This window comes from Mucilaginibacter sp. OK098 (assembly GCF_900142915.1).
In the GTDB taxonomy this organism is placed as follows: Bacteria; Bacteroidota; Bacteroidia; order Sphingobacteriales; family Sphingobacteriaceae; genus Mucilaginibacter.
The window spans coordinates 293431-307479 of record NZ_FRCM01000001.1 but is presented as its reverse complement, the minus strand read 5'-3'; the positions used below and the strand labels follow the sequence as shown (position 1 = coordinate 307479).

The following is a 14049-nucleotide window of genomic DNA, read 5'->3' as shown; positions in this document are numbered from 1 at the left end:
TCTACAAGGAGATATAAGGGTCAGAAATTTTACATGCAACAATCAATTTAGCACAATTTGTCAATTTTCCTTTGAATGGATTGTTTGTCAGTCTGTGTTTTCGCTATTGAAAATGCTTTTTGAAAATTCTGCTTCGCTTTTTGGTTATCAATGCCTGTATAAAGCTCGCCAAGCAGAGCAAAGTAAAAATGATTGTTAGCAAGATTCAGCTTTTCTGCTGTCGCAATAGCTTCCATCTTCCCGTTTGCTTTTGAAAGTGCATAAGTTCTGTTTAGCGCCGCTATTGGCGAATATTCTATTTGCAGCAAGCGGTTGTAGAGTTGCAGTATATTTTCCCATTTTTCTTTTGTGTCGCCTTGTTGGGTATTCCAGTAAGCTATGGCAGCCTCCAAATGATATTTTGAAAGTACATTGCCGGTGGCTGCACAATTTAAAAAGTACCCGCCCTTGCTTATCAACTCGGAGTTCCAAAGATTTGGGTCCTGTTCATCGTATAAAATAAGCTCACCATCATTATTTATTCGCGCATCAAATCTTGAGGTATGAAAGCACATTAACGACAGCAATGCATTTACATGGGGTTTATTTGTGTTTTTATTTTCGATAAGCATGTAGCATAACCGCATAGCTTCCAGGCACAGCTCTTTACGGATAGTTTGATTTTTACTGACAGAATAATAGCCTTCGCTAAACAACAGGTAAATTGTTGTTAAAACCGTTTCCAGCCTTTCATTGATTCCTGATTGGGCAGGGAGTTCAATTTTTATCTTTTCTTCCCTCAGCCTTTCCTTTGCCCTGTATAACCTTTTATTTATAGTTTCTTTATTTACCAGGAAAGCTTCCGCAATTTCATCAATACCGAAACCACATAAAATGCGAAGCGATAAACCAATTTGCGCCTCAGGTGAGATTGAGGGATGACAAATTGCGAACATCATCTGCAATTGGCTATCGTTAATATTTTGCGGGGACAGGTCAATTTCAAATTCATGCAGTTCTGAAAAACCTTCTTTTACTTCAACGGTAACCTTGTTTTCGAAGGTAGATTCACGTTGTAAGAAGTTTTTTGCTTTATTTTTTGCCACATTATATAACCACGCAACCGGGTTTTGCGGAATCCCTTTGAGTGCCCAGGTTTGTGCAGCTGTTACAAATGTATCACTGGCAAGATCTTCAGCTGTTTCAATTTGATCAAAACCAAAACGCCTGCAAAGCACTGCCACTATTTTCCTGTATTCTGATCTGAATAAATGAGGTATTAATTCCTGCTGTTCCATAAATAAAAGAGGGCCCTGCAAGTGATATGTTTACAGGTACATTATTAGTTTTAATGAACACCATCTCCTTTAAAAATTTTACGTACTTCTACGCTATTGCCTTCTCCCTGCAAAACAGGGCACCCTTTTGCAAATTCAACCGCTTCATCAACAGAACTGGCTTTAACAATAATGTAGCCTCCTATTGTTTCTTTAATTTCACCAAACGGCCCGTTAGTAACTATATTATTGTGATGAACAACTTTTGCATCATCAAAAGGCAAGCCATTAGCACCGCTAAATTTGTTTTGTGAAGCAATACCGCCTATCCAGTCCATTGTTTGTTTCATCCAAATTTGCAATTGCTCTGGCGAAGCTACCTTTGAACCATCTTCATGCCTAAAGATCAAAATAAATTCGTCCATTTTGTTTTGATATTAACTGTTAATAAATATATGAATTACACAGATAACAAACGAAATTACATGGATTGGACATCAGGCTGATTTTTTTTCTTGTCAGGATGATTTTTCAATGGAATAATTTACCTGGCACTTTAAACCGGGATACCATGTATTTACTATACATGTACATTTAAATAATATAAACTGTAAGCTAATAAGCACCAGCATTAGTGGTTAACAATAGAGAAGCTATTGTTAAGTTATGGAAGTATACAAAATAGTGTCAAAAACCAGTTACACCCTTTAAATAAAAGAGCCGGGCTTTAAGTATTTAATACTAATGAAACGTTCTTATTATCAAGTTCTTCATATTCAGAGTTCTTGCTAATAAATTCTGGAACAATTTCTTTCATTTTATTTACCACACCCAGCACATCATTTTGTTTATTTAAGGCAAGCAACTCGCTAATATCATTATGTACCTGTTCATACGAGTAATCAATTACCCGCGAAATTTTAATCTTTTCGTGGTAAGTTGGCATTGTATTTTCTCCATCATTCAACAGCTCTTCATACAGTTTCTCGCCTGGCCTTAAACCAGTGTATACAATTTCAATATCCCTGTCTGGTTGTAAGCCAGCCAGCTTTATCATCTTCAATGCCAGGTCTGTAATTTTTACAGGATCGCCCATATCAAAAATAAATATTTCGCCACCCGTACCCATTGTACCTGCCTCTAAAACCAAATGCACAGCTTCAGGTATAGTCATAAAATAACGGGTAATTTCCGGATGAGTAACGGTTATTGGCCCGCCTTTCTGGATCTGGGCTTTAAACCGTGGTATTACAGAACCATTAGAGCCCAATACGTTACCAAACCTTGTAGTAATAAAGCGTGTGGTTCCATTATTCTCCGGATCGTTTTTAAGCGATTGTATATAAATTTCAGCAATGCGTTTGGTTGTACCCATTACATTGGATGGATTAACTGCTTTATCGGTAGAAATCATTACAAATTTATCAACCCCAAAGGCAACGGAAAGATCAGCAACATATTTAGTGCCTAAAACATTGGTTAATACGCCTTCTGTAGGGTTCTCTTCCATCATTGGCACATGTTTATAAGCTGCGGCATGAAATACCACCTCGGGCTTATAATCAACAAATAGTTTACGCATCCGGGTGTAATTCCTTATGTCGGCAATAAAGATCTTTATAGGCACATCAGGAAAGTTTTCTTCTACCAGCAGGCGAAGCTCATGTAATGGAGATTCGGCCTGGTCACACAAAATGACCATGTTCGGCTTATAGCTTAAAACTTGCTGCACAATTTCAGACCCTATTGAACCTGCGGCTCCTGTTATCAATACCCGCTTTCCGTGTAAATCTTCGGAAATTCTCGTTGTATCAATTTGAATAGGCTTGCGTTGCAATAAATCTTCAATCTTCAAATCTTTAATTTGCTGAAGGTTTAGTTTTCCGTATATCCACTGATCTGACGGGGGTACAGTAAGTACCTGGATACCTAAAGCAAGACATTTTTCCAAAGCTGTTTTCTTGGCTTCTTCATCAAGATTATGATTCATAATAATAAGCCTGTCTACTTTACGCTTTTTTATCAGATTGTCAAGCTTATCAATATCATATACTTTAAGCTGTTGAATTTCTTTATTAATCTTATTTGGGTTATCGTCAACAAATCCAATAACCGAAAAGTTAGTTTTCACACTACTTTCCAGGGCCTGCTTTACGAGAACAGCACCGGTATCAGAGCCATAAATAAGCACAACGGTTTTTGTTGCATTTGAATAAGTATTAATATAGTAATAAGCGCTTTTAGCTGCTGTGCGTAATAAAATTAATAAAGTGCTGGATACTGAAAAATTAACCAGCATTACCATGTTTATAGTAACAGTACTAATAGGCCACCGCGGTAAAAACCATACATTTATTACCAGTAAGTATATTAAAGTGCATAGAAATACAGCGCTGAATATCCTCAATACATCTTTGGTGTTCGAATACCTGATGAGCCCCGTATGTATACGCATGATATACATTACTGCTAATGAAATTACACAATATAAATCTGTGTAAATAAAAAAGTAACCTCTTAAAATATTTACCAGCTCAAAACGGTAGACAATAAAATATGAGGTAGAAAAAGATGCGGCTACAATAAAAAAATCTAATATTACTATAACCCACCGTGGCACCACTTTATTAAATAGTAAATATTTTTTCATAAGACTATTTTTTAGCTAAAGTAAAAGTAGAATTATATTTTTTATAAAAAAACATAAAATCCCCTTGTAAATATTATATTAATAAATAATAGTATGTTTATTGTTATGTTAACACTTAATAATTGGTAATAATATCCCATACAAGAATGGTACAATTATGAAACTTGTATTAGTATAAGCCATCAAATTTATTATTAACTGATCTAATTAAAGGGATTCTTCTCAAGCCCAAAAAATAGAAAATTTTCAATTATGTAAACAAAAAAAGTTTAAAAATGTTTTTTAATAATATCAACTACCCTTTTTAAATCCTCATCTTTCAGATTCGAACCAGATGGAAGACATAAACCATTATTAAAAAGAGGTTCACTTATACCATTGATGTATGAAGGATAGTCTTTAAATACTGGCTGCAAATGCATTGGCTTCCATAATGGGCGCGATTCAATGTTGTCTTTTTCAAGAGACAATCTAATTGTTTCTCTGTTTACACCATTACCTTTAGATGAATCAATTAATACAGCGGTAAGCCATCTGTTACTAAAAGAGCCATCGGGTTCAGGTAAAAAATCAACACACGGTATTTCAGACAGATTTTCCAGGTAATATTCATAAACCCTCCTTCTCTGTTTAATTCGCTCAGGCAATACCTGCATTTGTCCCCTGCCAATAGCCGCGCATACATTACTCATTCTGTAATTATATCCAATTTGCGAATGCTGATAATGCACTGCAGCATCCCTTGCCTGGGTTGCTAAAAACCGTGCCTGGCAAATAAATTTTTCATCGTCAGAAATTAATGCCCCACCACCACTGGTCGTAATGATCTTGTTCCCATTAAATGACAATATGCTCATAAGGCCAAATGTACCAACTGACCTCCCGTTTACAGTTGAACCTAAAGCTTCCGCAGCATCTTCAATAATGGGTATTCCATACTTATCGCCTATTGCCACAATTTCTTCAATTTTAGCAGGCATCCCATAAATATGAACTACAATAATTGCCTTGGGTTTTTTACCCTTTAATATTCGATCTTTAATAGCGGTTTCCAATAAATCCGGGCACATATTCCAGGTTTCTGGTTCGCTATCAATAAATATAGGAATAGCGCCTAAATAAGCAATTGGATTTGCCGATGCCGAAAAGGTAAGAGTTTGACAAATTACTTCATCACCCATCTTAATATCAAGCATAACTAAAGCAAGGTGCAAAGCAGCTGTGCCAGAACTTAAAGCAGCGGCATACTTTGAACCTGTAAATAATTCAAGGTCGTTTTCAAACCCATTAACCAGAGGGCCTAACGGGGCTATCCAGTTGGTATCAAAAGCCTCCTTTACAAAAGCGAACTCCTGTTGCCCCATGTGGGGACTGGAAAGCCATATTTTTGGATTCATATATTTTTATTAGGTTGATTGGTTGTATTTAATAATTTTACCCGGATTACCTACTACAACAGCATAATCAGGTATATCCTTAATTATTACCGCTCCAGCCCCAATTGTACACCATTTACCTATTTTTATGCCTTGTATTATAACAGCTCCGGCCCCAACATGGGTGCCTTCTCCTATTGATACATTTCCGCAAATTGAGGCGTTAGGTGATATATGGATAAAATCAGCAAGTACACAGTCATGTTCAACTACCGCACATGAATTTATAATTACATGTTCGCCAATAATTGAATTTGCATTAATAATCCCTCCCGGCATTACCACACTTCCCTGGCCAATTACACTACGTCGAGAAATTACTGAATTTGGATGAATAGCTTTAGCAAAGTTAAACTGTTTATTTGTTTTTTCAGCAATAATTTTTCTTATTATATTATTACCGATAGAAATAATCATATATTTATCTACTATAATATTAGTTGATGACTTAGAAACTTTAAATTCCCATAAATCTCCCTTAGGATTATCATCCCAAAAAACTATATCTTGAATATTATTAGCTTCTAATATTTCAACAATAACCTTACCATGATCTCCAGCACCGTATAATATCATATTATTAATCCGTAAATTACCATATTATTAACCTGTAAATTTTTCCATTGTTGCAGAGGTTGCAGAATTGACCCCTTCAGGCTTAAATATTTTTTTAATAGTTAAAAATAATATTTTAATATCAAATAAAAAAGATATGTTAGTTACATACCATACATCATATTCAAATTTTTTCTCCCAGCTAATAGCATTGCGGCCATTAACCTGCGCCCATCCGGTTATACCAGGGCGTACTTCGTGTCTTTTTTTTTGGATATTATTATATAGCGGGAGATATTCTATAAGCAACGGCCTTGGGCCAACCAAACTCATATCGCCTTTAATCACATTCAATAATTGGGGTATCTCATCCATTGAGGTCTTACGTATAAATTTACCCAGAACAGTAAGTCTTTCAGCATCAGGCAACAATTCGCCTGAATTGTCGCAACGGTCATTCATGGTTTTAAATTTTATAATTTTAAAAATCTTACCATTCAAGCCAGGCCGGGTCTGAAAAAAAAACACGTTGCCATCATTAAAAATTAGTAACAATATTATTACCAATAAAAAAACCGGCAACAATATAATAAAGGCTAATAAGCCAATAATTACATCAAATAATAACTTAAAAAAACGTTTATAAATAATAGCGAGCATTCTTAGTTTTTAAATAATTGCAGGTAATCAATATACTTATTGGCTAAGTTCTTTCTATCAAAGTTTTGTTTTGCATATAAATAGCCAGCCTCGCCCTCAAGTTGTATTCTTTCCGAATCATTCAAGTACAGCCTAACCTTTTTCGCAAAGTCATCCGGGTTTTCCGGCTCAACAAATATACCTGCACCAGCCTCTTCAACTAACTCTCTTGATACACCATCTATAGCCATTAAAATTGGTTTTTTACATGCCATATAATCAAATGTTTTATTAGAGTAAACTGTTTTAAAAGTTTCAACATTTTTTAAAACCGATGTTCCCATATCTGATGCAAAAATATATTTGAACACTTCAGCTTTAGCTACAGGGTCTAAAAACAAAACATTAATTAACTCCATTTTCAGAGCCAAGCTTTTCAAATGATCTTTCTGCATCCCCTGCCCTATTAAAACAAATAATACATTTGTATCTCTTAATAAGTCAGCAGTTTCAAGCACTTGTTCCAGATGATTGGCAACGCCATGCGCTCCTACGTAGGTTATTACAAATTTCCCATCCCAACCATGCTCTTTCCTAAATAGCTCCGTATCAAAAGTTTCAAGTAAATGGTCAGATAAGCTAAAATCAGCCGCATTTGGGATAAAAATAATTTTCTCAGGAGACACATTTTTCTTTTCAATAAGCGTTTTTCTGAAAGCCGGGGTTAGTACATTTATTTTTTTAGCTTTTTTATAAATAAATGCCTCAAGCGCATAAGCAAGCCTGATAATAAATTTATTGGTTACTACACCGGTATCAATAGCTGATTCTGGCCATAGGTCTCTTATTTCAAATACAAAGGGGACCCTTTTTATCCTTGAAAGCAAATAACCTGTAATGCCAATAAAAAGTGGCGGCGACGTAACCAGGATAATATCATATTTGCCTTTTACTTTAAACAATCCAGCCCAAAAAGCAGAAAACACAAATGAGAAATAGCCCCATAAGCGCCCAACAAAGCCAGCGTTATAGCTTTCAGAAACATGGGTACGCCAAACTGAAACTTTTCCCTGTTGATTTTTTTTAAACCACTTTCCCTTATATTCCGGCCTTTTTTCATTTCCATTGTAATGCATCATACCCGCAATAACGGTAACCTCATTTCCCTGGTCTGTCCATTGTGCTGTTAGTTCATTAAACCGGGAGCCTCCGGAGTCATCCTGCTCCAGGAAATACTGATGTAGTAATAATATCTTCATTTTTTTTATTACTTACTCAATAGTAATAGTTGTTTTAATATATCCCTGCGCTGAAATGTATGTTTGTAATATAGATTCCTGCTTATAACCGTAATAACCAGAATAGTGCCCTTTAGTAATTAAAGGTGTTAAAGTGTTACCCTCAACATCTATACTGGTAATTTTTGTTGGAAAATGTGAATTTGGATTAATATTCCAATATTGTTCTATAGAGGTCATTTGTTTCTCATTAAGTCTATCCTCAATTTCCCATTTTAAACCAGACTTGAATTTTCTCATAGTTCTTTGAAGAGTGTATTGTTGTGGAAAAACCAGTTTCATAACTGATATAACTTCGTAAAACTCCTCCGTCTCAGTTACCCGGGTATTTAAATGTTCAGGCTTATAAAGCCAGGTAAACCGCGGGCCTTTAAACATATGGTTAATGCCATTTACAGCAACTGTGTTGTGCCCCTTTACCCCGTTGAAATACATGCTGTTTTCTTCGGTGGTATTGTATAAATATGATCCCGCGTCCCTGAATAGATTTACACCATCTACCCAAATATCAACATGGAACAAATCATTTTGAGCCGCTCTGAATTTTAATTCCGGTGTTTTTAAAAAAGATACTGATAATTTATCCCGCATTTGAACATACCCACCTTCCGGATAATAGATCATTCCCTGTTTAACATTAAGTGTGCTTTGGGGAGATTGTTTGGTTCTCAGTTTTTGCATAAACCAAAGTTCATCCTCAAGTACTTCCACATCAGAACTAATATCTGCAAGTTTAAGCTCCAGCAATGATGCTAATGCATTTAATTGAGGCAGATAGTTATTATAATCACAATCATTCAATTTAAAATAGATGGAACCATCATTAGCACCAAAATTGGTTAAACTGCCCGTGTTGAAATTACTCACCTGCTGATACAAAAACTTGAGTGATTGCTCAGCCTTCCGGTAAACCTTCTCGTCTAATTTTTCATCGTTCACCTTAGCCGAACTAATAGCCAGGCTTAATAATTGCACCTTTACACGATGATAATTAAAAGAATATTGAGAATCGGTACCATCATCAAATAGTTGATACGCTATTTCCTGCTCAAACCACCGCTTACCGGCTATTTTATACTTTGCTGAATTTGGTAAAAATGGAAAATAAAGGCTGATCAGATAAAGACTTAAGGTTTCTGTTACAGCATGATTGTTGCGAACGGCAATACGTGAAAAATTTATGTTGGTAAAAACATGTGCTATCTGCGCATCAATAGAGGTCAATATTTTATTTAGTAAATCCTGGTTTAATGCCGGCGAATTCTTATAAAAAAAAATTGCAAAACACCAGTTAATCAACCGGATACCCATTTCCTGGCTACAAATATACTGCGGCCCAATGTTGGGTTTATTTTGATCTATCCAACGTTCGATTTCATTGAATACGAATGATGAGTGATCTTGATTATTATGCAAATCATTACGTAAAACATACAAAAGATACGAAAATTTGGATTTTTCCCACACATACTTAATATCTCCGGTATCTTTATCATAAATGGGCATTTTAGTCCAATGCACTAATGGGTAATTATATTTTGAAACCGGGTGCTCTTTCCAATCATTTTCAAACCCAATATGTTTCCAATCAAAATTAAAAAACAAAATTTCGCCCTTCAATATTTTTGATAGCTGAAACTGCAACTTATCAGATCTGGATATTCCCGCTTTATCAAAGTCTTCCTTAGCTGGCGTAATGAATTTATCTGAATACGATTGTCGCCAATTATCTAAATCTATATACTGTTTAATTTTGAAATGTACCGGAAACCTGGACTTATAAAGGCCTGATTTTTTACTTATTTCATATTTTAACCTAAAGGCGGCATACCTTGGGCCAAATTGATTAAACAATTCCTTATATGTTTTTAGCTTATTTTTAAGATTATTCATTATAGGAATTTTTTGGCCCAAATTTCGGCGAATAATAAACGATGCAAATCCCTTTCCCATAATGAACTTTTACCTCCTCGCATCTTATCGCTTTCAGCACGCAACTTGTTAATATCAATATATCCCAGGTCAGCTAAAGCTGATTGTTGAAATGTTTTATCAAGCAACTCAAAAAAACGGTGATCCTGGTGGCCTTTTTCATCAATTGTAAATCCTTTTTTATCAAATCGATACCTTACAGCCTGGGGAAGCTCACTCATTGACCTGCGAAGTACCTGCTTATTTACAGCTCCTTTTATTTTCAAATTATTAGGCAGGTTTAAGCTAAAATTAACCAAACGATAATCTAAAAATGGAAGCCTTATTTCAAGGGAGTGTGCCATTGAATTCCGATCTTCATAATGACACAAAGCGGGTACTGAATATTGTTGTATATCGATTTTTTGTCTTGATTTCAAATCCTTAGCCGATCCGATATTTAAATACGTTTTGTCGATTTTTAAGATCTTATTTAAAACATCGGCATTATTTTTCATTCGGTTTAAAACCGGAATATATCTTTTAGCAAAATTCCAGTTAAATTCATAACGCATTCTTGGAAATAGCTTAGCCATTTCAAAAAAAGCCTCAGCATACCTGCCTTTTGCAATCAGATCTTTAATATTAAAGAAAAAGTATTTATTATACCCGGCTAATGATTCATCTCCCCCCTGACCACTTAGAACAACGATAATATCACTTTCCCGTTTAAGGCTCTCAAGCATTTTGAAATGAGCTACAGTACTTAAGGATAATATAGGCTCATCATGATGCCAGATAACCTGATCAACAGCTTCCCAGGGGTCTATTTGGTCAAAATTTATCTTATGGACATTAATTGCGTTATGATCTACCAGGTAATCAACATATTTCTCTTCAGAAACGGCTTTGTTATTACTTATAACCGAGTAATTATAAATGTTACCTCCTGTTAACTGATGTGCTAAAACAGCAATACTTGATGAATCAAGGCCGCCGCTTAACGTGTTCCCAACTTTCACATCACTGCGAAGCCTGATTGCTACAGCCGATGTAAGTAAGGTTTTATACTCGTCAATGATATCCTGTTCACCGTGATGGCTAAAATCGATATCAGTAAATTCCCAATACGGCTCAAGCGTTTTTTGTCCTGTTTGCAGATCAATCACCATAGTATGCATGGCCGGCAGCTTTTTTATGCCATTAAAAAAGGTTTCATCATTATAATCAAGCAAATAATTATAAAGATAATGGGATAGCACCTGGCTGTTTGCTTGTTGCTTATGCTGGAAAAGAAGTAGCTGCTTGATCTCAGATGCCAGAAAAATTGTGCCATCCTGCTCCAAAATATACATTGGCTTTACACCAAACCGGTCTCTGCTTGCCACAACCCGGTTATTCACCTGGTCATAGATCACAAATGACCACATTCCGTTCAGTTCATTAAAACGGCTGGTACCACTATCAATGTACATATTCAGAAGTACCTCGGTATCAGAATGTGTTTTAAACACATACCCCTTTTTCAGTAACTCATCACGTAATTCAAGGTAGTTATATATTTCACCGTTAAAAATTATATGGTACCGGTTATCGATAGAAAATGGTTGATTACCAGCATCAGACAGATCAATTATTGATAAGCGATTATGCCCAAGAAACAGGAAAGAGCCGTTATCAATATCTGATGTAAATTCCCTGTAGCCTGAATAATCCGGACCGCGATAACTAACTATATCCAATGCTTTTTTTAAAGCGCCTGATCCATGGCTGTTACTTTGATTACTATAATTTATAAATCCAAAAATCCCACACATTTGATTACTAAATTTACAGCTGGTAAAACTTAAGGTTAAAATTGTAATTGTAACAGGCATTCAACAATACGATCTGCTGTTTTGCCATCCCACAAAGGCGGGATCCCCCCTTTTTTCCATTGGCCGGAAAACAGTTTTTTCATTGCCGGTTCAATTGCCTTCGGATCGGTACCTATAAGCTCGTTAGTACCAATTGTAATAGTTTCGGGCCTTTCTGTATTATCCCGCAAAGTAATACAAGGTACACCCATTACCGTTGTTTCCTCAGTAATACCGCCCGAATCAGTTATTACGGCCTTAGCCCGTTCAACCAAATAATTAAATTCCAGGTAACTTAAAGGCTCAATCATATGCAGGTTGGCATCCCCAATACCTAAAATATTTAAAGTTTGAGCAGTTCGCGGATGTACCGGGAAAATTAATGGTAAGTTTTGTGTATGGATAAGTATCTGTTCCATTAATTCCTTTAACTTACCCTCTTCGTCCACATTGGCAGGCCTGTGAAGCGTAATAACTAAGTATTGTCCTGTTTCCAGTCCCAACTTATCCCATATTGCCGGTTTTATAAAACGATTGCGATTTTTAAGCAATGTGTCAATCATGGTATTACCTACAAAGAATATTCTTTCATCACCAACACCTGCATTTCTTAGATTTCGGTCTGCGATAGCCGATGTGGTAAAAAAGTAGTTAGTTATAGCATCAGTTACCATCCTATTTATTTCTTCCGGCATCGTCCAATCACCAGAGCGGATGCCGGCTTCAATATGCGCAACCTTTACCAGCAGTTTCTGAGCAACAATGGCGCAAGCCATTGTTGAGGTTACATCCCCAACCACCAAACACAAATCGGCTTTTTTGTCAAGTAGTACTTTTTCGTAGCCAATCATGATGGCAGCGGTTTGTTCCGCTTGCGAGCCACCGCCTGCACCCAGGTTAATGTCAGGATGAGGAATACCCAATTGGTCAAAAAAGCTCCCGCTCATATTTTTATCATAATGCTGACCGGTATGAATAAGTCTGTATAATATATCCTTACCGTCTTTCTTTGCCCGCTCAATGGAATCAATGACAGGAGATATTTTCATAAAGTTAGGGCGTGCACCCGCAATAATATCTATCAGCATACTCAAAAATTTAATTTTCTTTTTTTATTCTTAAAAACAAATATTTTTTTATACCATTCTTTGTCCATAAATGGTCGTTCAAATAAAATATAAAAACCAACTGAAGTGAAAAAAATCACAGGAACAATAATCAAACTACTAATTATAAAATCGAGGACAATATTATTGAAATAAATTTTGGTGATGATTTTATTACCAATAAGAGATATCAATGGATAATGTATTAAGTATATGCTGTAACACATTCCACCAGTAAAAGTAATTATATCACTCTTCAAAAATTTGTTTTTCAAATTTGATGAAATTGAGCATAAAAAAAGGACTAACAGGTCGAAAAGGAATAATAACTGAGAAAAAAAACTATCTCTATAATTAATAAATAATAAAATGCTCAAACAAAAAACAAAGATCAGCGGCCTGTTAAGTTGCTTAATTATGTTGGTGTCTTTTTGAGTTAAATAAATATCTGCAGCAAGTACACCTATTAAGAAAAATTGAAATTGCCCCAATAATGTTCTATAGTAGATATCAAAATAAGCATTTAAAAAAGCAAATGTTATTATAAACAAAACAATTACAGATCTTCTTAAAAGTTGATTTGATTTAAAGATGAGGAAAATAAGAGGAGCCAGGATATAAAATTGTATTTCAACTTCCAGAGACCAGGCTACCGTATTTATATCACTTCCTTTGCCGTAAATAATATTATGAACATAAAACAGAGACGCAATTAAATGAGGAAAAAGCTCTGAAAAGGCATTTTTATGCGTAACAATTAAAACCATAAAGAAAAACAGCATGGATATAATATATGGGGGTTCTAATCTTGTCAGACGCCTTAGAAAGTAACCTTTTATTGAGATACTTTTTTGGGAAATTCCCAGGTGATAAGAAATAAATGGAATGGCTAAAATAAATCCACTTATTGCAAAAAAAATCTGAACGCCCTGGCCACCATTATTTACCGGATTCCATAAAAAGGAATTTATGTGGCTTTGCGGGATATTTTTTTTCACCATAATTAAATGAAAAATATGGCTTAATACAACAGGCGTAATTGCTATAAATCTAAGGCCATCAATAAATGGCAAATACTTGCCTGTAGAAGTGATCCTTCTAAATCTGGAAAAGAAACTCATTAAAGCAATTCTATAATATATTTTTCTTAAACCTTTATTTGTTTGATAGTTGATTTAGTATACGTTTACATTATTTCTTTTCTGAAAAATGCATGTTATTTGTTTAGAAACAAATTGTAAGGTTGTCCTTGGTCAACTGTCAAGACCAAAACGCTTGTAAATTACTCAAACAAATTATTTCGAAATCAAATTTGTAATTACATATCTTAAATTCAACTGTA

At 35.2% G+C, this 14049-nt stretch carries 11 protein-coding genes; all 11 read right to left on the bottom strand.

Features of this window, described 5'->3' with window-relative positions:
- Positions 1-47: 47 nt before the first annotated feature.
- The 11 genes from BUE31_RS01190 to BUE31_RS01140 all read right to left on the bottom strand — a co-directional run bounded on the left by BUE31_RS01190 (position 48) and on the right by BUE31_RS01140 (position 13828).
- Positions 48-1277 (bottom strand): RNA polymerase sigma factor, encoded by a 1230-nt coding sequence (locus BUE31_RS01190; protein WP_073399475.1) that lies wholly within the window; start codon positions 1275-1277, stop codon positions 48-50.
- Positions 1278-1327: 50 nt separating this feature from the next.
- A complete protein-coding gene (locus BUE31_RS01185; RefSeq protein WP_073399474.1) occupies positions 1328-1681 on the bottom strand; it encodes a YciI family protein in 354 nt (117 codons plus the stop codon).
- A gap of 302 nt (positions 1682-1983) precedes the next feature.
- Positions 1984-3906: a polysaccharide biosynthesis protein gene (locus BUE31_RS01180; protein WP_073399472.1), complete on the bottom strand. Its 1923-nt coding sequence runs from the start codon at positions 3904-3906 to the stop codon at positions 1984-1986.
- 269 nt (positions 3907-4175) lie between these two features.
- Entirely contained in the window at positions 4176-5303 is a 1128-nt protein-coding gene (locus BUE31_RS01175) for a DegT/DnrJ/EryC1/StrS family aminotransferase (protein WP_073399470.1), read from the bottom strand.
- Positions 5304-5312: 9 nt separating this feature from the next.
- Positions 5313-5918 carry an acetyltransferase gene (locus tag BUE31_RS01170; RefSeq protein ID WP_073399468.1) on the bottom strand — a complete coding sequence of 202 codons (606 nt, stop codon included), beginning with the start codon at positions 5916-5918 and terminating at the stop codon, positions 5313-5315.
- A gap of 27 nt (positions 5919-5945) precedes the next feature.
- Positions 5946-6557: a sugar transferase gene (locus BUE31_RS01165; protein ID WP_317042432.1), complete on the bottom strand. Its 612-nt coding sequence runs from the start codon at positions 6555-6557 to the stop codon at positions 5946-5948.
- 2 nt (positions 6558-6559) lie between these two features.
- Complete coding sequence (locus BUE31_RS01160) at positions 6560-7795, bottom strand: glycosyltransferase family 4 protein (protein ID WP_073399466.1); 1236 nt, start codon at positions 7793-7795, stop codon at positions 6560-6562.
- Positions 7796-7807: 12 nt separating this feature from the next.
- Positions 7808-9727, bottom strand: a complete 1920-nt coding sequence (locus BUE31_RS01155; RefSeq protein WP_073399464.1) for a heparinase II/III domain-containing protein — start codon at positions 9725-9727, stop codon at positions 7808-7810.
- Complete coding sequence (asnB, locus tag BUE31_RS01150; protein WP_159440617.1) at positions 9727-11562, bottom strand: asparagine synthase (glutamine-hydrolyzing); 1836 nt, start codon at positions 11560-11562, stop codon at positions 9727-9729. The genes BUE31_RS01155 and asnB overlap by 1 nt, the downstream gene beginning before the upstream one ends.
- 35 nt (positions 11563-11597) lie before the next feature.
- Complete coding sequence (gene wecB, locus BUE31_RS01145; protein ID WP_073399460.1) at positions 11598-12689, bottom strand: non-hydrolyzing UDP-N-acetylglucosamine 2-epimerase; 1092 nt, start codon at positions 12687-12689, stop codon at positions 11598-11600.
- Positions 12690-12691: 2 nt separating this feature from the next.
- Complete coding sequence (locus tag BUE31_RS01140; RefSeq protein WP_073399458.1) at positions 12692-13828, bottom strand: acyltransferase family protein; 1137 nt, start codon at positions 13826-13828, stop codon at positions 12692-12694.
- Between the last annotated feature and the right edge of the window lie 221 nt (positions 13829-14049).

Excerpts from the sequence above, each read along its gene's own strand:
- BUE31_RS01140 (WP_073399458.1), bottom strand. The coding sequence starts at position 13,828 with ATGAGTTTCTTTTCCAGATTTAGAAGGATCACTTCTACAGGCAAGTAT.
- BUE31_RS01155 (WP_073399464.1), bottom strand. The coding sequence starts at position 9,727 with ATGAATAATCTTAAAAATAAGCTAAAAACATATAAGGAATTGTTTAAT.
- BUE31_RS01160 (WP_073399466.1), bottom strand. The coding sequence starts at position 7,795 with ATGAAGATATTATTACTACATCAGTATTTCCTGGAGCAGGATGACTCC.
- BUE31_RS01170 (WP_073399468.1), bottom strand. The coding sequence starts at position 5,918 with ATGATATTATACGGTGCTGGAGATCATGGTAAGGTTATTGTTGAAATA.
- BUE31_RS01175 (WP_073399470.1), bottom strand. The coding sequence starts at position 5,303 with ATGAATCCAAAAATATGGCTTTCCAGTCCCCACATGGGGCAACAGGAG.
- BUE31_RS01180 (WP_073399472.1), bottom strand. The coding sequence starts at position 3,906 with ATGAAAAAATATTTACTATTTAATAAAGTGGTGCCACGGTGGGTTATA.
- BUE31_RS01185 (WP_073399474.1), bottom strand. The coding sequence starts at position 1,681 with ATGGACGAATTTATTTTGATCTTTAGGCATGAAGATGGTTCAAAGGTA.
- wecB (WP_073399460.1), bottom strand. The coding sequence starts at position 12,689 with ATGCTGATAGATATTATTGCGGGTGCACGCCCTAACTTTATGAAAATA.
- BUE31_RS01190 (WP_073399475.1), bottom strand. The coding sequence starts at position 1,277 with ATGGAACAGCAGGAATTAATACCTCATTTATTCAGATCAGAATACAGG.
- BUE31_RS01165 (WP_317042432.1), bottom strand. The coding sequence starts at position 6,557 with ATGCTCGCTATTATTTATAAACGTTTTTTTAAGTTATTATTTGATGTA.
- asnB (WP_159440617.1), bottom strand. The coding sequence starts at position 11,562 with ATGTGTGGGATTTTTGGATTTATAAATTATAGTAATCAAAGTAACAGC.